Source organism: Variovorax sp. P5_A3, assembly GCF_056400665.1.
The window spans coordinates 19,755-38,588 of sequence record NZ_JBFUKW010000001.1 but is presented as its reverse complement, the minus strand read 5'-3'; the positions used below and the strand labels follow the sequence as shown (position 1 = coordinate 38,588).

Annotated in this window: 16 protein-coding genes; 2 read left to right on the top strand and 14 right to left on the bottom strand. The window is 64.0% G+C overall.

Annotation, left to right across the window (positions count from 1 at the left end; translation table 11 throughout):
* Positions 1-4 precede the first annotated feature (4 nt).
* The 6 genes from AC1D3B_RS00175 to AC1D3B_RS00150 all read right to left on the bottom strand — a co-directional run bounded on the left by AC1D3B_RS00175 (position 5) and on the right by AC1D3B_RS00150 (position 6,084).
* Positions 5-1,012 (bottom strand): isopenicillin N synthase family dioxygenase, encoded by a 1,008-nt coding sequence (locus AC1D3B_RS00175; protein WP_478188649.1) that lies wholly within the window; start codon positions 1,010-1,012, stop codon positions 5-7.
* A gap of 36 nt (positions 1,013-1,048) precedes the next feature.
* Positions 1,049-1,870: an ABC transporter permease gene (locus AC1D3B_RS00170; RefSeq protein ID WP_478188648.1), complete on the bottom strand. Its 822-nt coding sequence runs from the start codon at positions 1,868-1,870 to the stop codon at positions 1,049-1,051.
* Positions 1,870-2,670: an ABC transporter ATP-binding protein gene (locus tag AC1D3B_RS00165; RefSeq protein ID WP_478188647.1), complete on the bottom strand. Its 801-nt coding sequence runs from the start codon at positions 2,668-2,670 to the stop codon at positions 1,870-1,872. Before AC1D3B_RS00165 ends, AC1D3B_RS00170 begins: the two co-directional genes overlap by 1 nt.
* 35 nt (positions 2,671-2,705) lie before the next feature.
* Positions 2,706-3,758: an adenosine deaminase gene (locus tag AC1D3B_RS00160; protein WP_478188646.1), complete on the bottom strand. Its 1,053-nt coding sequence runs from the start codon at positions 3,756-3,758 to the stop codon at positions 2,706-2,708.
* Positions 3,748-4,866, bottom strand: a complete 1,119-nt coding sequence (locus AC1D3B_RS00155; RefSeq protein ID WP_478188645.1) for an ABC transporter substrate-binding protein — start codon at positions 4,864-4,866, stop codon at positions 3,748-3,750. Before AC1D3B_RS00155 ends, AC1D3B_RS00160 begins: the two co-directional genes overlap by 11 nt.
* A 291-nt stretch (positions 4,867-5,157) precedes the next feature.
* Positions 5,158-6,084, bottom strand: coding sequence for a LysR family transcriptional regulator (locus AC1D3B_RS00150; protein WP_478188644.1), 927 nt, complete (start codon positions 6,082-6,084; stop codon positions 5,158-5,160).
* A 117-nt stretch (positions 6,085-6,201) separates the two neighbouring features.
* Here AC1D3B_RS00150 and AC1D3B_RS00145 point away from each other — a divergent pair, with 117 nt between their 5' ends.
* Together AC1D3B_RS00145 and AC1D3B_RS00140 are read left to right on the top strand one after the other, a co-directional pair.
* A complete protein-coding gene (locus tag AC1D3B_RS00145) occupies positions 6,202-8,064 on the top strand; it encodes an arylsulfatase (protein WP_478188643.1) in 1,863 nt (620 codons plus the stop codon).
* Positions 8,065-8,441: 377 nt separating this feature from the next.
* Positions 8,442-10,379: a tetratricopeptide repeat protein gene (locus AC1D3B_RS00140; protein ID WP_478188642.1), complete on the top strand. Its 1,938-nt coding sequence runs from the start codon at positions 8,442-8,444 to the stop codon at positions 10,377-10,379.
* Positions 10,380-10,418: 39 nt separating this feature from the next.
* Here AC1D3B_RS00140 and AC1D3B_RS00135 read toward each other — a convergent pair whose 3' ends face one another.
* From AC1D3B_RS00135 to AC1D3B_RS00100, 8 genes are all read right to left on the bottom strand, one after another.
* Positions 10,419-11,969 (bottom strand): acyl-CoA synthetase, encoded by a 1,551-nt coding sequence (locus AC1D3B_RS00135; protein WP_478188641.1) that lies wholly within the window; start codon positions 11,967-11,969, stop codon positions 10,419-10,421.
* 121 nt (positions 11,970-12,090) lie between these two features.
* Positions 12,091-13,242, bottom strand: coding sequence for an acyl-CoA dehydrogenase family protein (locus AC1D3B_RS00130; RefSeq protein WP_478188640.1), 1,152 nt, complete (start codon positions 13,240-13,242; stop codon positions 12,091-12,093).
* A gap of 13 nt (positions 13,243-13,255) precedes the next feature.
* Positions 13,256-14,086 carry an SDR family NAD(P)-dependent oxidoreductase gene (locus tag AC1D3B_RS00125; protein ID WP_478188639.1) on the bottom strand — a complete coding sequence of 277 codons (831 nt, stop codon included), beginning with the start codon at positions 14,084-14,086 and terminating at the stop codon, positions 13,256-13,258.
* A 46-nt stretch (positions 14,087-14,132) separates the two neighbouring features.
* Positions 14,133-14,552, bottom strand: coding sequence for a MaoC family dehydratase (locus AC1D3B_RS00120; RefSeq protein ID WP_478188638.1), 420 nt, complete (start codon positions 14,550-14,552; stop codon positions 14,133-14,135).
* A gap of 13 nt (positions 14,553-14,565) precedes the next feature.
* Positions 14,566-15,009 (bottom strand): MaoC family dehydratase N-terminal domain-containing protein, encoded by a 444-nt coding sequence (locus tag AC1D3B_RS00115; RefSeq protein ID WP_478188637.1) that lies wholly within the window; start codon positions 15,007-15,009, stop codon positions 14,566-14,568.
* A gap of 26 nt (positions 15,010-15,035) precedes the next feature.
* Positions 15,036-16,223, bottom strand: coding sequence for a lipid-transfer protein (locus AC1D3B_RS00110; protein ID WP_478188636.1), 1,188 nt, complete (start codon positions 16,221-16,223; stop codon positions 15,036-15,038).
* Positions 16,224-16,280: 57 nt separating this feature from the next.
* On the bottom strand, positions 16,281-17,384 hold the full coding sequence (locus AC1D3B_RS00105; protein WP_478188635.1) for a CaiB/BaiF CoA transferase family protein: 1,104 nt from the start codon (positions 17,382-17,384) through the stop codon (positions 16,281-16,283).
* Between the two features lie 263 nt (positions 17,385-17,647).
* A complete protein-coding gene (locus AC1D3B_RS00100; RefSeq protein WP_478188634.1) occupies positions 17,648-18,706 on the bottom strand; it encodes a class I SAM-dependent methyltransferase in 1,059 nt (352 codons plus the stop codon).
* Between the last annotated feature and the right edge of the window lie 128 nt (positions 18,707-18,834).

Genomic DNA, 18,834 nt, shown 5'->3' with positions numbered 1-18,834 from the left:
GACGCTACGCGGCGGCCAGTTCCGCCGGCGTCTTGTACTTCTGCACGGCCGCGAAGCGGCTCACCAGATACTCGCCCGACTTGATCGGTGCATGCCGGGGCGCACCGGAGGCTGACGCAAACTCGGGCAGGCATGCCACCGGTGTGTCGAAGTCCAGGTTGAAGAAGGTGGGGATCGAATAGCGCTCCTTGCCGGTGCGGTTGGCCACCCGGTGCGGGTTGGACACGTATACGTCGTTGGTCCACACCTTCACGAGGTCGCCGAGGTTGATGACCAGCGTGCCCTCGATATAGGGGGCCGCCACCCATTCACCGCTTCGGGTGCACAGTTCCAGCCCGCCGATCGGGTCTTGCGCCAGCAGCGTCAGCATGCCGTAGTCGGTGTGCGCCGCCGCACCCAGCTCGAGGTTGGTAAACGACTGCTGCGGCGGGTAGTGGAACAGGCGCGCCTGCACCATGGGCTTCTTTGCATACTGCAGGAAGAAGCCTTCCTCCTTGCCCACGGCCGTGGCGAAAACCTTCAGCAGATTGCGGCCCAGCTCGATGGTGGCGTTGAAGTACCTCATGGCCGCCTCCTCGAGCCAAGGCTTGTCGGCCGGCCAGCGATTGGGGCCGTGCAGCGGCCGTCCCGATGCCACGTCGGAGTCGGTCAGCGGCAGGTCCATGCCCAGTTCGTAGCTTTCCTTGAGGTCGGGCTTGTGGCCCGGATGCTGCGTCACGCCCATGGGCATGAAGCCGCGGCGGAAGCGCTCGTCGATCTTGTCGCGCAGGCGTTCCTCCATCGGCAGCGACATGTAGCGTCTGGTGGCCTCGAATACCTTGTCGATGGCTTCCTGCGGTACGCCGTGATTCTTCACGTAGAAGAAGCCGGTATTGGTGCACGCGGCCTTGAACTGCTCGACGAGCGGCTCGATTGGGCCGCCGGCGAGCCAGGCTCCCAGGTCGAGGACCGGCATTTCTTCTGCGGACGCACGGCGCGGTGCGTCCACCGCGTGTTCGGAGAACGGGTTCATTGGATTAGCTCCTTGGTTGGATATGAGAAGGCGAATTCAGCTGCCGTGCGACAGATCGGTGAACGCGTCGGCCCAGAAGATGACGCGCCGTGCGACCGCCTTCACGATCGCATGCAGCACGATGCCGATGAGGGACAGGACGATGAGGATGGCGAACATGCCGGCGGCATCCATCGAGAAGTTGCGCTGCAGGATCAGGTAGCCCAGCCCTGCCTGGGCGCCGACGAATTCCCCGACGATCGCGCCGATGACGGCCAGCACGATCCCGATGTCCAGCCCCGCGAACACGTAAGGCAGGGCATGCGGCAGGCGGACCATGCGGAACACATGCCAACCGGAGGCGGTGAAGGCGCGCATGAGGTCGATCTGGTCGCGCGGCGCCGAGCGCAGGCCGACGATGGTGTTGGCCAGCACAGGAAAGAACACGATGGTGGCCGTGATGACGACCTTGGAGGTGGTCCCGAAGCCGAACCACAGTACGAAGAGCGGCGCGACCGCCACCTTGGGCACGGTCTGGAAGGCGACCACGTAGGGGTAGAGCACCGCTTCCAGCACGGCGCTCTGTCCGATCAGCGCGCCCAGCACGAAGCCGGAAAGCGCCCCGACCGCGAAGCCGGCAAGGATCTCGTAGAGCGTCACTCCCAGGTGTGGCCAGATCTCGCCGGATGCGAGCGCATCGTAGACGGCACGGGCAACGCCTGCGGGGCCGGGGAAGATCAGGTGCGAGACGTCGAGCGCGGTCACCGCGACATGCCAGCATCCGATCACGGCGACGAAGAACATCGCGATGAGTGCGCGCCGCCGGCCGGGCGTGAGCTTGTTGGCAGGTGCTTCCGGCTTGAGGGGGGGCGTGCTCATCAGTCCAGGCCTCCGCTGGCGTTCAGGTTGGCGCGGATGGAGGATACGTAGGCACCGAAGCGCTCGGTGTTGATCAGGTCCAGGGTCCGCGGCGACGGCAGCTCGACCTCGATCACCTGGGTGACGCGGCCTGGCCTCGGCGACATGACGATCACCCGATCGCCGAGGAACACTGCCTCAGGGATGCTGTGAGTCACCAGCATGATGGTCGCGCCAGTACGCTCGCGCAGCTTGAGCAGCTCCACGTTCATGGTCTCGCGCGTCATGGCATCCAGGGCCCCGAAGGGCTCGTCCATGAGCAGAAGCATCGGGTCGTTGACCAGCGCGCGGGCGATGCCAACGCGTTGCTGCATGCCGCCGGACAACTCGTTCGGGTACTTGGTCTCGAACCCCGACAGGCCCACGAGGTTCAGGTAGTGCATGGCGCGCTCACGCGCGGCCTTGGGATCGCGGCCCTGGATTTGCGCGGGCACCAGCACGTTCTGAAGGATGTTGCGCCAGGGCAGCAGCACTGGTGCCTGGAACACGACGCCCACATCCCTGCTCGGGCCGGTATGCTCGCGCCCGCCGAGCTCGACGTTGCCGCTGCTGGCGCGCTCCAGGCCCGCGAGGATGCGAAGCAGCGTGCTTTTGCCGCAGCCGCTCGGGCCGACGACGGTGACGAACTCGCCGTGCCGGACGCGAAAGTCGACGTCTTGCAGCGCGATGACATTGCCGCCGTCCTTGGAGCGGAAGGTTTTGTGCAGGCGGTCGAAGCGGAATGCGGGTGTCGTCGTTTCAGGCGCCACGGGGTGACTCATCGCAGGTCCTGGGTATTCGGTTCTGGCCATGGGTCCTAAGGAAAGGAAGGTAGCGCGGACCGCGCCACCCAGTCGTCGATGCGCGCGAGGGCATCCTTGCGCTGCGCGTCCGAAATGAAGGCGGCCTCGAAGCTGTTGCGCGCCAGTTGCACCAAGTCGTCGCGGTTCAGGCCGAGTGCCTGCTCGCAGGACCGGAAGTTGTCGTTGATATAGCCGCCGAAGTACGAGGGATCATCGGAATTGATCGTGACGCACACACCCGCATCCAGCAGGCGTTTGAGTGGATGCATAGCCACCGAGTCGATCACCTGCAGCTTGAGGTTGGACAGCGGGCACATCGTGAGCGGCGTGCGTCGCTGCGCGAGCAACTCGACCAGCGTGGCGTCGTCGATACAGGCGTTGCCATGGTCGATCCGGTCTACCTGAAGCAGGTCGAGCGACTCACGCACATAGGCCGCGGGTCCTTCCTCGCCAGCATGGGCGACCACCTTGAAACCCAGGGCGCGGCAGCGGCGAAAGAATTCGGCGAACTTGCCCGGGGGGTTGCCCACTTCGACACCACCAAGCCCGAAGCCCAGCAGGCGGTCGAACCAGGGCTCCAGTTCGTCCAGCATGGCGAGGGCTTCGGCCTCGCTGCGGTGACGCTGCGCCACCGCGATGAGGCCGCTGGTGATGTCGTCCTCGGCCTGCGCCGTGTCCATCGCCGTGAGGACTCCTTCCATCACAGTAGCCAGCGGCACGCCGCGCGCGGTATGGCCTTGGGGGCCGAGGAACATCTCCGCGTGCAGCACGCCGTCCGCATGGGCGCGCCGCAGGTAGTCACGCGTCACGTCGTGATAGTCCTGCGCTGCAAGCAGAACGCGGCAGCCGTCGTAGTACAGGTCCAGAAAGTCCTGCAGGTCGGTGAAGCGGTAGGCGGCGCGCAATTCTTCTTCGGTCTGCCAGCGCATGGCGACGCCGTTTCGGCGCGCCAGGCGCAGGAACAGGTCGGGCTCGATCGAGCCTTCGATGTGCATGTGCAATTCGGCCTTGGGCAGGCCGGCTATGAACTGCCCAGGGATCATCTCGGGCGGCAATTCACGCGCCATTGCAGGACTTCGCGGCCTCGATCACCGCGTTGTGATCGAAGCGGTTGATCGTCTCTACGAAGCCGGGCTTTAGGTAGAGCATCGCTTCGGCCGGCAGAGTCCGCTTGATGAGGCCGTCCTTGAGCATCAGGTCCTGCATGCGGCCGTAGGCCGCGGGATTCATTGCGCCGATCAGCTTGCCGCCGTTCATGGTGTAGGCGGCGGCCATGGATTCGAGCTGCGTTTCGAGCAGCGCGAGGTCCCACTTGGCCAGCAGGGCTTCATCGGCACCGGTAGGTTTGCTGCTCGGGAAGTTCTTCCAGTGGATCTTGCGAGTGCATTCGGGGTTGGTTTGCGCGAAGAGCGTCGCCTTGGCCGCGCCGCGCGAGATGGCCTCCACCATCGCTGGGTCCGAATCGATGGTCTTCTGCATCGTGGCGAAGGTGAAGTCCGGGAGCGCGCGCCAGCTGGGGTCGAAGATCACGCGCATCTTCGTTCCGGTGTTCTGGAACCCAGTCAACGCCGAGCCCCAGAACATGAGGGCTTGCACGCGGTCGGATTTGAGGGCCTCGAGCGCGGGCGCCCCGGCACCGGTGGCGATGATCTGCACGTCCGAATCCGGGTTGATGCCGTTGGCGCGCAGGTAGCCCTTGAGCAGCGGCATACCGCCGGTGCCCAGGCTGAAGATGCCGATCTTCTTGCCCTTGAGGTCGGCCACGGTCTTGATCGCGCTGCCCTCCGGAACGCCGATGCCCCAGTCGATGACGCCCGTGCCCATGAGGCCACGCACTGCGACGTTGTTTTCGGTATTGGCCTGTATCAGGCCGGTGGAATTCACCTGCGCGAAGTCCACGCCGCCGGCCACCATCTGCTGGATGCCCTGCAGCGAGCCGCCCGTGGTGACGATCTTGACGTCGTAGCCTTCTTCCTTCCAATAGCCCAGGGCGATCGGAAGCGTGAGCCATGGATAGGTCACGTTGACCACCTGTGTACCCAGGGCGATGGTGACGGGCTTGAGAGTCTTGTTGGCCGGCCCCTGAGCTTGAGCACCCAGGGCCAGCAGGCTGAGCGCGGCGCCGGTTGCGAGCGCAGCCGTGCGCTTGAGTTTGGAGAGAAATATGGGCTTCATCGGGCGTCTTTGAAGGGAGAACACTCGACGAAGGTTAGCGATCGAAATGGTTATCCGCACATCAATATTTAGATACGAATGTGCGAATATTTAGATCATTAATTCTGATGTTTACTGCTCAACATCGGGGCAATCTGCACCGGCGGCGGGCGATGTACCGCGAGGGAGGCCACCCGGGATGGATGCGGCACCCGTTTGGTGCGGCGGTGGTCGAGCCACCTCGAAGCTCACGCGATCGGCGACGCCCGCTGCGGCCATGCCCGCGTGCACCCTGGCAGCTGACGATTCAGTTCAACCCCGCCGCCGAGTGGCGATCTGCTGCGCCAGGCTGACGGCGCGAAGTGCAGCAGGCGACATCGTTCGACCCTTGAGCCAGATGGCGTGGATGTTGGCGACCACGGGCGTCTTGACCTTGATTTCGAGGCGGCGCAAGTCCAGCTTGTTCGCCTCGGCCATTCCATCGGGCAAGAAGCCCAGTACGTCGGTGTCGGCAACCAGGCGGCCGAGCAAATTCAGGTCATCGCATTCGACGGTCAACGGAAAGTCGTGCGCCGAGTCGAAGCCGTAGCTGACGGCGATCTGATCCAGGACCGAATGCGTCGCAGATATGGCGGCCACGCCGTAGCGACGCAGTGCATCGAGGTCGATCTTGTTGCTGCCCTCGATCGGATGTCCGGGCCGGCAGAACAGGGCGCCGCCTTGCACGCCTATCAGCGTGCTGGCATATCGATCGCTTCGGGCCAGCAGCTTCGGCTCGCCCAGGCAGAAGTCGAGTTCTTGCGCTTCGAGTTTTTCGACCAGCCCCAACAGATTGCCGAGACGCACTCGCATAACCAGCTGGGGACTGTTGCGACTCAGCTCTGACATCAGGCTCGGCATGATGGTCGCTGCCGGAACGGGCGCGGCGCCGATCGCGAGTTCGCCGGCCTCCCCTTGCCTCATCAACTCGATGTCGCGCTGCAGGCAACTACTGTCGAAGACCAGGGCACGCGCACGCTCGAGCACCATCTGACCGGCCCGGGTCAGCGAGACCCGCTGGGCATCACGGTCGAACAAACGCATTCCTATCTGGTCCTCGAGGCTTTTGATGCTGCGGCCGAAGGCCGCTTCGCTCAGGTGGACCCGCACTGCGGCGCGCGCGAAGCGTCCCTCTTCAGCCAGCGCGATCAGATGGGTCAAGCGTCGCAGGTCGGTTGCGAGCTTGTGGTCAGGTTGCATGAAACGCAATGTACTCGGACTACATTTGCGTTGGACACTTTTCTTCCTCGTGTTCAAACTCCCCGTCCATGCGTTCGCCTGTCGGCGTTTCGCCGTTTGCAGACAGGAGACAAATGAATGACGAATAGAAGGGACAAGGCCCGGCGTTTTCTGTGTTCGCTCGCAATGGCGGCGCTCTTGGTGTCGAGCGTCCAGGCAGCGACGCCGGGCGGCCCTGAAAAGGCAGGGCAGCGGCGTCCGAACATCGTCTTCGTGGTGATCGACGATGCCGGCTTCAGCGACCTTGGCGCCTACGGCAGCGAGATCCAAACGCCCAACATCGATGACATCGCGAAATCCGGCGTTCGATTCACCAACTTCCACACTGCCTCGACTTGCGAATCGTCGCGCGCCATGATGCACAGCGGCATCGACCATCATCGGGCGGGCGCGGGCTCCCTGAGGCCGATCATGGCCGACAACCAGAAAGGTCAACCTGGCTACGAGGGCTTCCTGAGTCCCAACGCGCACAGCCTCGGGCAGCTCATGCGGGACGGCGGCTACGTCACCTACTTCGCCGGCAAATGGAACATGGGCGACGGACTCGCGCATGCGCCGGGTGCGAAGGGCTGGGACCGGTACATCTCGCTCGAGCAGACCGGCGCCGACAACTTCGAGGCCAAGGTCTATGCGCCGCTGAACATGGAGGCCGTCTGGTGGGAGGACGGCAAGCGTGCGGTATTGCCCGCAGACTTCTACTCGACGCGGCGCTACGTGGATCGGATGATCAGCTACATCGAGGACGGCAAGGATGCCCACAAGCCCTTTTTCGCCTTGCTCGCCTTCCAGGCCGTGCATTCGCCGCTGCAGGCACCCGAGGTGGACATCGACAAGTACAAGGATCGCTACACGCAAGGCTGGGACAAGCTGCGCTCCGAGCGCTACCAGCGCGAGGTCGACATGGGCCTGGTTCCGGCCGGGCTCAAACTGCCCGAGGCGGTGCTGCGAAAGAGTTGGGACAGTCTGGACTCGAAGGACCAGAAGCTCTATGCCAAGAAGATGTCCGTCTTCGCCGCAATGCTGGACAACGCAGACCAGCACATTGGCCGGTTCCGTGACTACCTGAAGCAGACGGGTCAGTTGGACAACACGGTGTTTATCGTGATGTCCGACAACGGCGCGGACCCGGTCGAGCTCAACTCGCTCAACTTGCCTTTCAGGCTCTGGTATCGGGTCAACTACGCGCTCGGCATCGAGACGCTGGGGCAGAAAGGCAGCTATGTCCATTACGGCCAGGATTGGGCGGAAGTGTCCAACACGCCTTTCGCGAGTTTCAAGGGCACTTCCTCGGAAGGGGGCATGCGAGTGCCCTTCATCATCAGCTATCCGCAACGCGTCAAGCCGGGCGGCATGACCGATCAGTTCGCCTACGTGACCGACTTCCTGCCGACCGTGCTGGACATCGCCGGCATTCCGATGCCTGGTGACGAGTACAAGGGCAAGAAGTTGATCCGCCCCACCGGCACGAGCATGCTGCCCTACCTCGAGGGACAGGCGCCTTCGATTCATCCCGCCGATTTCACGCTCGGCTTCGAAGCCACGGGGGCCAGCGCACTGTTTTTCGGCGACTACAAGATCAGCCGCAACATTGCCCCGTTCTCGGATCACAAATGGCGCCTCTACAACGTCAAGTCGGATCCGACCGAAGCGCGGGATCTCAGCGCCGAGAAGCCTGAACTGCTGAACACGATGCTGGCCAAATACGACGACTACGAGCGGCACAACGGAGTGATCAAGCCGCCGCCCGACTACAACCCGCTCGCACAGCTGCTGAAGAACAACTGGCTGGTATTGGTTCGGCAGATGGCAGGCATTCTTACGGCCGCATTGCTGCTGCTGGTCGTCTTGATCGCAGCCGCCGTCTTCGGCGTGCGCAGGTGGCGCCGACGCCGTTCGGTTGGCGAGCGGACGGCGGGCCTTCGCCGTCATGCTTCGATCTAGAGGCCGCCATGCGCATCCAACAGCGGAAGCTTGTTGCGATCGCGCTGGCCGTCAGTGTCTTCTCGCTCTTGTTCGCGTGGCTGCTCCTTCGACCTGCAACTGCGCCTCACCCAATCGCCTCGGGCACTGACGCGCCGTCGTCGGTCGCGAAGTTTGTCGGGTCCCAGGCATGTGCCGCTTGCCACCAGACTGATTTTCAGGCCTGGCAGGGTTCACACCATGATCTGGCGATGCAGCACGCCACGCCTTCAAGCGTGCTTGCACCCTTCCATGGAGAAACATTCACGGAGGCTGGCATCACTTCGCGGTTCCGGCAGCGCGACGGCAAGTTCTACGTCCAGACTCAGGACCGCGACGGACGTGAACAGGAGTTCGAGGTGACTCACACCCTGGGCGTCTATCCGCTGCAACAGTTCCTGGTCCCGATGCCCGACAAAGGCATGCAGGCACTGACCATGGCCTGGGACGCGCGCCCGCTCGACAAGGGCGGCCAGCGCTGGTTCGACCTGCACGCCGGGCAGAACGTCAAGCCCGGTGACCCGCTGCACTGGACCGGCCGCCAGAACAACTGGAACTTCATGTGCGCCGAATGCCATACGACCAACTTCAAGAAGAAGTTCGATGTCGTCACGCGCACCTACGGCAGCACCTGGTCCGAAGGCAACGTCGGCTGCGAAAGCTGCCATGGCCCGGGCTCCCGCCATATGGCCTGGGCGGCCTTGTCCGGGGCAGCCCGGCTGTCGGATGCAACGATGGGCCTGGAACAGTTGCTGCGGGATCGCAAGGACGCGCACTGGACCATCAGCGCGGAAAGCGGCAACGCGGTGCGCAGCCCGCCTGCGGCGCCCGACCGCGCCGAAGTCGAGTTGTGCGCGCGCTGCCACTCGCATCGCAGCCAGATCTCCGACGACTATGTGCATGGCAAGCCGCTGCTCGACACGCATGTGCCTTCGCTGCTCGACAAGGCCCTGTTCTGGCCCGATGGCCAAATGAAGGCCGAGGTCTACAACTACGCTTCGTTCCAGCAGAGCCTGATGTACCAGAAGGGCGTGACCTGCAGCGACTGCCACAACCCGCATTCGCTCAAGCTGCGCGCACCGGGCAACCCGGTGTGCTTTCAATGCCATGCACCGGCCAAGTACCAGGCACCGACTCACACCTTCCACGAACTGGGTTCAACCGGCAGCAGTTGCATCGCCTGTCACATGCCGACGACCACCTACATGTCGATCGACCCACGGCACGATCACGGCATCCGGGTGCCGCGGCCCGATCTTTCGGTGGGCACGGGCGTTCCGAATGCCTGCAACAAGTGCCACGTCGACAAGTCGCCCGAGTGGGCGTCGCAGTGGGTACAGCGCTGGTATCCGGGCATCAACGCGCGGCATCCCCCATTGCAGACAGCGTTCGCCGCCTTCGACAAGGGCGACGAGAAAGCACTGTCACTGCTGTCCAAGGTCTTCGAGGACACCAACCAGTCGTCGATCGCGCGCGCCAGTGCCATGTCGCGAGCCGTTCCCGCGATGGGGCCGGAAGGGCTGAACCAGATCCGCAAGCTGCTGCAGGACCGTGACCCGTTGGTGCGGCGAACCGCGGTGGAGGCGCTGGCTACTTCGTCACCCGAGATCCGTTTCGAATGGCTGCGCCCCTTGCTTTCCGATCCGGTCAAGGGGGTTCGCATGTCCGTCGCGCGCTGGCTGGCTGGGGTGCCGGTCGCGGCCTGGGACGCGAAGGACCAGGCGCGGCTCTCCGCGATCATCGATGAATACGTCAGGGTGCAGTTGTTCAACGCCGATCGGCCGGAGTCCTATGACAACCTCGGCACCCTCTATGCCGACCTGGGCAGGTGGACCGAGGCCGAGGCAGCGCTGAAGAAGGCGATCGACCTGGCCCCGGATCTCGCCGTGTCCTTGCTGAACCTCGCCGATGTCTATCGCGCCCAAGGCCGGGAAGAAGATGCGCAATCGCTCCTGCGCGATGTCGCCGCGAGATTTCCCGGCGATGCCACCGCCCAGCACGCCCTGGGCTTGTCCCTGCTGCGTCAACGCCATCTCGACCAAGCGCTCGTGCCATTGCGTCGCGCCGCAGAGCTTGCGCCGGACAACCCGCGTTTCACCTATGTCTACGCGCTCGCCCTCGAGCGTGGCGGGCAGGACCGACTGGCGATCGCTACGCTGGAGAACGCACTGAAGCTCAATCCCGCGGATCGAGAATCCGCCGCGGCCGTCGTCGCGATCTGCAATCGAATTGGCGACGCGTCTTGTACGAAGCGACACACGTCGCAATTGCAGCACGAATCGCCCGGCACACGCTGAGCAGGATTGCAACAGGTTCGGCAACTCCCCGCCCGAATGTCAGGCAACAAACTCGGCGACTTGGAAAGTCTTGCGCAAGTCGGTCTTGAGCACCTTGCCAACACTGGATATCGGCAGGCTGGTGCGAATCTCCATGCTGCGCGGCAGCTTGTAGCCGGCAATGCGTTCGCGGCAGTGCGCACGCAGTTCCTCCAGCGAGAGCGAGGCGCCCGGTCGCAGCACAAGCACTGCATGAACGGATTCGCCCCACTTCTCGCTGGGAATGCCGATCACGGCGCACTGGGCGACAGTTGAGTGGCTGGTGGCGGCGTTCTCCACTTCGGTCGAATAGACGTTCTCGCCGCCCGTGATGATCATGTCCTTGATGCGGTCGCCCACATAGACAAAGCCCTCGTCGTCCATGTGACCGCCGTCGCCCGTGTGCATCCACCCGTTCTTCAACGCCGCCGCCGTCTCGGCGGGCTTGTTCCAATAGCCGAGCATCACGTTGCCGCCGCGCACCACGATCTCGCCTTGGGTGCCGTGCGGCACCTCTTTGCCCTCGGTGTCGACGATCTTGAGTTCGACATTGGTGACAGCGCGTCCAGCCGATCGAAGAGTCTCACCCTTGTGATGCTCCGGGAAGAGCGTCGTAGCCACCGGCGACAGCTCGGTCATCCCATAGCTTTGATAGAAATCCACATTCGGGAATACGGACTTCGCCCGAACGAGCAGAGTAGGCGAGACTGGCGAGGCGCCGTAGGTCAGCCTCTCTATCGATGAGAGATCGAGCTCGGCCGCTTCAGCCGGGTGCGACTCCAGCCAGTCTAGAGTCATCTGGATCAGGGTCGGCGCCATCAGCACCTCGGTCACACGTTCACGCGAGATGCTCTGGAGGGTCAGCCCGGGTTCGAACATCGGGATGATGATGTGGGTGCCGCCCGTGATGAACAGCGCGACGGTTGCCGCAAAGTCCGCAAGGTGGAACATCGGCATGCAGTGCAAGTAGCGCGACCTCGGTCCGCAGCTGCCGTTCAGCACGCTGCTGGTGGCCGAGATGCCGAGGTTGTTGTGACTGAGCATGACTCCCTTGGGGAAGCCGGTCGTGCCACCCGTGTAGAAGATGCCGGCCAGGTCATCGCCATGGCGCCACGTGTCGGACACGGGTTCGCTTTGCGCGATCAGGGTCTCGTAGCAGAGCATTCCTTCGGGCGTTTCGCCGTCGCCCGCGTAGATCAGGTGCCGCAACGTCGTGGCCTGGCTGGCAATGCCCGCGACCGCCTTCTTGAAGGTGTCGTCCACGATCAATACGGTGGTGCCGGAGTCGTTCAGCGAATAGAGGATTTCGGCGGGGCTCCAGCGGATGTTCACTGGATTGAGCACACCACCGGCCCATGCCACTGCAAGGTCGTACTCGATGTATCGCGCTGAATTGAGTGAATACATCGCCACACGATCGCCGCTCTTCACGCCGAGCTTCTGCAGCGCACCGGCCAGGCGCGCGACACGATCGCCGAGTTGCGCGTAGGTAAGGCTCTTGCCCATGAAGCGCACGGCTGGTGCGTCCGGACGCAGTTGCAATGCCTTGTGCAGGCCCTGGGTCAAATACATTGTCTTGTCTCCTGCAGGGCCACGCGCGTGCAACACCGTGCCCGCGTGCCCCATTTCTAGATTGAAAAGCGGAACCGGGCGCGCGCGGGCATCGAGCTCAGCGCGCGCTCCTGGCTATCGGCTACAGCGAGCGGCCGACCAACTCGCGCTGGATCTCGTTGCTGCCACCGTAGATTCGCAGCACGCGCGCGTCGGCGTACATGCGCGCGATGGGGTACTCCATCATGTAGCCGTAGCCGCCGAAGAGCTGCACACACTTGTCGATCACCTCGCCTTGGCGTTCGGTGATCCAGAACTTGCCCATGGAGGCCAGGCTCGCATCGAGTCGGCCGTCGATCCACTGTTGCGTGATGTGGTCGGCGAAGGTGCGCGCGGCGAGCGTCGTCGCCTTGACATCCGCCAACACGAAGCGGGTGTTCTGAAACTCGATGATCGGCTTGCCGAAGGCTCGCCGATCCTTGGCGTATTCCACTGTCAGAGCCAGCGCCCGCTCCATCTGGGCGGCGGCGCCGATCGCGATCTGCGCCCGCTCGTACGGCAGTTGGCCCATGAGCTGGAAAAAGCCCTGGCCTTCCTTGCCGCCGAGCAGGCAGTCGGCTGGCACCAAGCAGTCGTCGAAGAACATCTCCGAGGTGTCGCCGCCTTCCTGGCCGACCTTGTCCAGCACCTTGCCGCGGCGGAAACCTTTCGCGTTGGCATCGACGATCAACAGCGAGATTCCCTTGGCGCCCTGGCCGGGGTCGGTCTTGGCGACCACCACCACCATGTCGCACAACTGCCCGTTGGTAATGAAAGTCTTGGCGCCGTTGATGACATAGCCATCGCCCGTTTTCTCGGCCCTGGTGCGGACCCCCTGCAGGTCGGAGCCTGTGCCCGGCTCCGTCATGGCGACCGAGGTGATGATCTCCCCTGAGGCAATACCGGGCAGCCAGCGCATCTTCTGTTCTTCGGTGCCGAAGGCCAGGATGTAGTGGCCCACGATGTGGTTGATGCCCGAGCCGAAGGCGGAGTTGCCGGCATAGCCCAGTTCGCGCATCACGACTGCTGCGTGGGCGGGCGTGCCACCTGAGCCGCCGTATTCCTCAGGCACGTCGGGCAGGATCAGCCCGAGCTGTCCGGCCTTGCGCCAGACTTCACGACCGGTCTGGTGCTGATCGCGCCATTTCAGGTCGTTGGGTTCTACGTATTCGCGGCAGAAACGGCGAACCGTGTCGGCGAACGCCTCCAGGTCTTCGTCCATCCAGGACGAGCGGATGTTGTCGAGCATGTGCATGCGCCTTTCGTGCTCAGATGTTGCCGAAGCCGCCGCCGCAGACCAGGACCTGGCCCGACACGTAGTTGGACTCGGGCGTGCAGAACAGGTAGACGGAGCCTGCGGCTTCTTCCGCCGTGCCGGGGCGGCCGAGCGGAATCATGTGCTTGCTTGCATCGATCATGGATTGCTGGATGCCCACCTTGATCTCGCGGCCTTCGATCGTCACGGTCTTGCTGGCATCGCCGGCCAGCGCTTGCGTCAGGCGCGTCTCGATGTGGCCAAACGCGACCGCGTTCACGTTGACCTTCAGGCGGCCCCATTCGCGCGCCAGCGTCTTGGTCATGCCCAGCAGGCCGGCCTTGGCCGACGAATAGTTGGCTTGGCCCGCATTGCCTCCGGCAGCGATTGACGAGATGTTGACCACCTTGCGGAACACTTCCTGGCCGTCAGCCGCTTCAGACTTGGCTGCGGCGCTGATGACCGGGTAGGCGGCGCGCAGGATGCGGAAAGGCGCAGTGAGGTGGCAATCCATGATCGCGTACCACTGCTCGTCAGTCATCTTCTGGATCACGTTGTCCCAGGTGTAGCCGGCGTTGTTGACGATGATGTCGATCCCCTTGAAGTTGTCGACCGCCGTCTTGATGAAACGCTCCGCGAAGTCGGATGCCGTGACGCTGCCGGCGCAGGCGACGGCTTCGCCGCCCATGCCGCGGATGATCTCGACCACTTCGTTTGCCGGTTCGGCATCCAGGTCGTTGACGACCACGCGGGCGCCTTCGGAAGCGAGCTTGAGCGCCAGGGCGCGGCCGATGCCACGGCCGGAGCCGGTGATGAGGGCGGTCTTGCCAGTAAGTTTGGTCATGTGTGTCTCGGTTGTTCGGGAGTAAAGCGAAAGGGAAGGTGGCGGGTCAGCGCAGTGCGACCACGGCCTCGGCGACGATCTTGAGATCGCCGTATTGGTTGGCGCATTGCATCTCGATGCGCGCGCGTGGCTCGCCGTCTACTTCGAACCTCTCGGCCACGCGGCCGGTCAGCGTGGGTTCGTTGCCGAGGTGCGTAATGCCCGAGAAACGCAGCGCGAGCGAGCGCACCTGCCGCTGCGGCACCCAATCAGTCAACAGTCGCGCGATGTAGGCGGCCGACAGCATCCCGTGGGCGAACACGTCCGGCATGCGCGCCTTCCGCGCGAAGTCGACGTCGATGTGGATCGGGTTGTGGTCGCCCGATGCGCCGGCGTACAAGGCCAGCGCGGTGCGGTTGATCGCGGGCAGCTTGAGTGCCGGCAGCGCGTCGCCGACTTTCACGTCGGCATGGCGGATGGTTTGCATGGTGCCGTACTCCTCAGGCATTGCGCTGGACGATCGTCCCGCGCAGGTCGGCGACGTGCTCGCCCTTCTGGTTGGTGACGCGGGTCTCATTGACGACGAACTGCAGCGCACCGCCTTTCTTCTCGTAGACGTCGGCGACCCGGGTCTCGAACTTCAGGGTGTCGCCGGCATAGGCCATGCGGTGGTAGTCGAAGGCTTGCTCCGCATGCAGGATGCGTCGGAGGTCCATCTTGAGTGTGGCGAGCGTCTCGACCAGGTCCGACACCTCGCTGTTCAGGCACATCAGGAAGGTGGGCGGCACCGGCAGGGTCGGGTGGCCCGCGTCGCGCGCTGCCGCCTCGTCGCTGTAGACAGGGTCGTTCTGGCCGGTGGCCTTGGCGAAGAAGCGCAGGCGGCCCTTCTCGACCTCCACGTTTCCGCCGCCGAGCGAGCGGCCGATAAGGCTCTTGTCTGTCATCGTCGGGTCTCCTTGGGACGGGTAGGTCAGCCGCGGCCGTACAGCGTGACGACGCAGGCGCCGCCGAGGCCAAGGTTGTGCTGCAGCGCAAGTTCGGCGCCTTGCACCTGACGTGCTTCGGCCGTGCCGCGCAACTGATGCGTCAGCTCGTAGCACTGCGCCAGGCCGGTGGCGCCCAGCGGATGCCCCTTGGACAAGAGGCCACCCGATGGGTTGGTCACGACCTGGCCGCCGTAGGTGTTGTCGCCATCGTTCACGAACTTCTCCGCGCCGCCTTCGGGGCAGAAGCCCAGCGCCTCATAGGTGAGCAGTTCGTTGTGGGCGAAGCAGTCGTGCAGTTCGGCGACCCGAATGTCCTTGGGTGCGACGCCGGCCTTTTCGTAAACCTGCTGCGCGGCCGAGCGAGCCATATCGAAGCCCACCATCTTGATCATCGAAGGTGGCTCGAAGGAACTTGGGTAGTCGGTGGTCATCGCTTGTGCGAGGATGCGTACATCGGTGCGCAGGCCGTGCTTCTTCGCAAAACGCTCCGACACGATCACTGCCGCGGCGCCGCCGCAGGTGGGTGGGCAGGCCATCAGGCGAGTCATGACTTCGGGCCAGACCTGGACGTCATTCATCACCTCGTCCACGGTGACTTCCTTGCGAAAGATGGCCAACGGGTTGTTGACTGCATGGCGACTGGCCTTGGCGCGGATGGCAGCAAAGGTCTCCAGCTTCGTGCCGTACTTCTGCATGTGCTCGCGGCCCGCGCCGCCGAACATGCGCAGGGCCATCGGCATCTGGTCGACGTCGGCCGTCAGCGCTTCGGACACGGCCATGCTCTTGCCCATCGGCGCCGGCCGGTCGTTGAACACGTTGCCCAGCGCACCCGGCTGCATCTGCTCGAAACCGAGCGCCAGTGCGCAGTCGACCATGCCGCTCTCGACGGCCTGGCGCGCCATGAACAGCGCCGACGAGCCCGTGGAGCAGTTGTTGTTGACGTTGACGATCGGAATGCCCGAGAGGCCGACTTCGTACAGCGCCGATTGGCCTGAGGTCGAATCGCCATAGACATAGCCCACGTAGGCCTGCTGGATCAGCTCGTAGCCGATACCGGCGTCCGCGAGTGCCTGGCGCGCAGCCCCGGCGCCCATCTCGACATAGCTGGCGCTGGCGCCCGGCTTCTTGAACGGAATCATGCCGACCCCGGCGACGATCACTGGTTGGGTCATATTTCTATCTCCTGTCTGGATGGTGTTGGATGGATGAATGAACGGCGGTGATGGGCGTCAGGGCGCCTCTTGTTTCCATTGAGAGAGCACCGACTCGATGGGAAGCGATGGTTGACCGGCTCCATGACGCACTTCAGGCACCGTGCGGCTGAAACGCGGCGCGGGAGCCGGCTGTGTCACGCCATCGATGTCGATGAAAGTGCCGCGAGCGAGGTTGTGCGGATGCAGTGGCGCCTCCTCCATGTCAAGCACGGGCGCGAAGCAGATGTCGGTGCCTTGCATGCGCTGGGTCCATTCGACGCGCGTGCGTGTGCCGATCACTGCCGCCACGCGGCGCTTGAGTTCGGGCCACTGGCGCTTGTCCGTCTGTCGCGCGAAGGCCGGGTCGGCGGCGAGACCCAGCGTCTCGAGCAACTGCGCATAGAACTGCGGCTCGATGGACCCGATTGCCACGTACTTCCCATCGGCGCACTCATAGGTGTCGTAGAAGGGAGCGGCGCCGTCGAGGAGATTGCTGCCGCGCCGCGCGCTCCAGAAGCCCTGGGCCTTCAGTCCGTAGAACAACGAGCCGAGCAGCGCTGTGCCGTCGGTCATGGCTGCGTCGATCACCTGGCCCTTGCCGCTGGCGCGTGTCTCGACCAGGGCGCAGGCGATACCGAAGGCCAGCATCATCGCGCCACCCCCGTAGTCGCCGACGAGGTTGAGCGGCGGCGCAGGTGGCTCACCGTGGCGGCCCATGGCGCCGAGCATGCCGCTCAGCGCGATGTAGTTGATGTCATGTCCGGCCGCATGGGCCAACGGGCCGAACTGGCCCCAGCCTGTCATCCGGCCGAACACCAGGCGCGGATTGCGCTGCAGGCTGAGATCGGGGCCCAGCCCCAGACGCTCCATCACGCCCGGGCGAAAGCCTTCGATCAACACGTCGGCATGCTCGATCAGCGACAGCACCTGTTCGGCCCCCTCGGGCGACTTCAAGTCGACTTTGACGCTGTGTTTGCCGCGGCTGTTGATGTCGTTCTTGCCTTGCAGCGGTGCCACGTCGTTCTCACGCTCGATGCGCACGACGTCAGCGCCCATGTCGGCCAGCATCATGGCGCAAAAAGGACCGGGGCCGAGGCCTGCCATCTCGATCACTCTGATGCCTTGCAATGGACCGCTCATTTTGCGAAACCCCCGTGCGAGGGGATGCCCCAATTCGTCGTCATTCACTTGTCTCCGTTTTCTTGAAAGGCGAGACGCCGAGTGGCGAACGCTTGGGCGGGAGTTTGAAGACGAGGGGGGAGTGTGTCCAACGCAAAAATAGCCTGAGTACATTGCGTTTCGTGCAACCCAGTGGTTGCGTCGGCTTGGCAAGGATCTACGCAGCGCTGCCTTCCCAAACAGCACTACGTACGTGGAGCAAGTGCGATCCCGATGACGGGAATTTAAGGCCGGGCCTCAAACACAAGATTGAACGGCGTCTCCGCAGCCCGCCGAAACCGACTGAACCCGCCTTCCCGCGCAACCCCACTCAACCGCTTCTCCCCAGCCTGCGCCCCAAGCCCCAGCCCCACTTCCTGCGACAGCGAGCATGGCGTACACACCATCGTCGACGCCGAGTAGAAGATCCGCCCAACCGGATTGATGTTGTCCTCCAGCCGATCATTGGCAAACGGCTCGACGATCATCCACATGCCGTCCGGAGACAGCGTCTCGCGCACGTGCTTCGCCGCGCCGACCGGGTCGCCCATGTCATGCAGGCAATCGAAGAACGCGACCAGATCGAAGTCGCGCCCCGGATAGGTCTTCGCGCCAGCCACCTCGAAGCTCACGCGATCGGCGACGCCCGCTGCGGTTGCGCGCTCGCGCGCAGCGTTGATCGAAGGCTCGTGATAGTCGTAGCCGACGAATGTCGAAGCGGGGTAGGCCTGGGCCAGCACGATGGTCGATGCGCCGAAGCCGCAGCCGACATCGGCCACGCGAGCGCCTGCCTGCAGCCGGTCGCTCATGCCGTCCAGCGCCGGAATCCAGCTCGGCTCCAGGTTCGCGTTGTAGCCGGCCCTGAAGAAGCGTTCGGTGCCGGTGAACAGGCTCGGGTGATGTTCGTGCCAGCCGAGGCCGGTGCCGTCGCGAAAGGCCCTCTGCACTTTGTCGATGTCATAGATCATCGACATCAGGCATTCGAATCCACCGCCCATGAAGGCGGGGCTGCTGTCGTCCGCCAGCACCAGTGCGGCCTCGGGCGAGAGCGTGTAGGTCTGCGCTTTCGGGTCGTAGTCGACGAAGCCGCTCGCGGCCTGCGCATTGAGCCACTCCTGCGCGTAGCGCACGCGCAGGCGCGTGCGTTCGCTGAAGTCGTCCACCGTCAACGGCCCGGCGCCCGCCATGGCCTTGTACAACCCGAGCCGGTCGCCGAGGATCACCAGTGGCGCACTGGCCAGCGCGCCGAACTCGGTGACCATCCTGGCGAGCAGGGCGTTGAGCTTGTCGTCGTCGATTTGCATGGTTCGCTCCTTTGATGACGTTGTGCTGCATGCGGGGTTTTGTCGAGGCGGCTACCTGCGTCGGTCCCCGGGTGTTATTTCGGGCTCCGGGGTTTTCGGGTTACTGGCCGAGCGAAGAAAACGCCGAG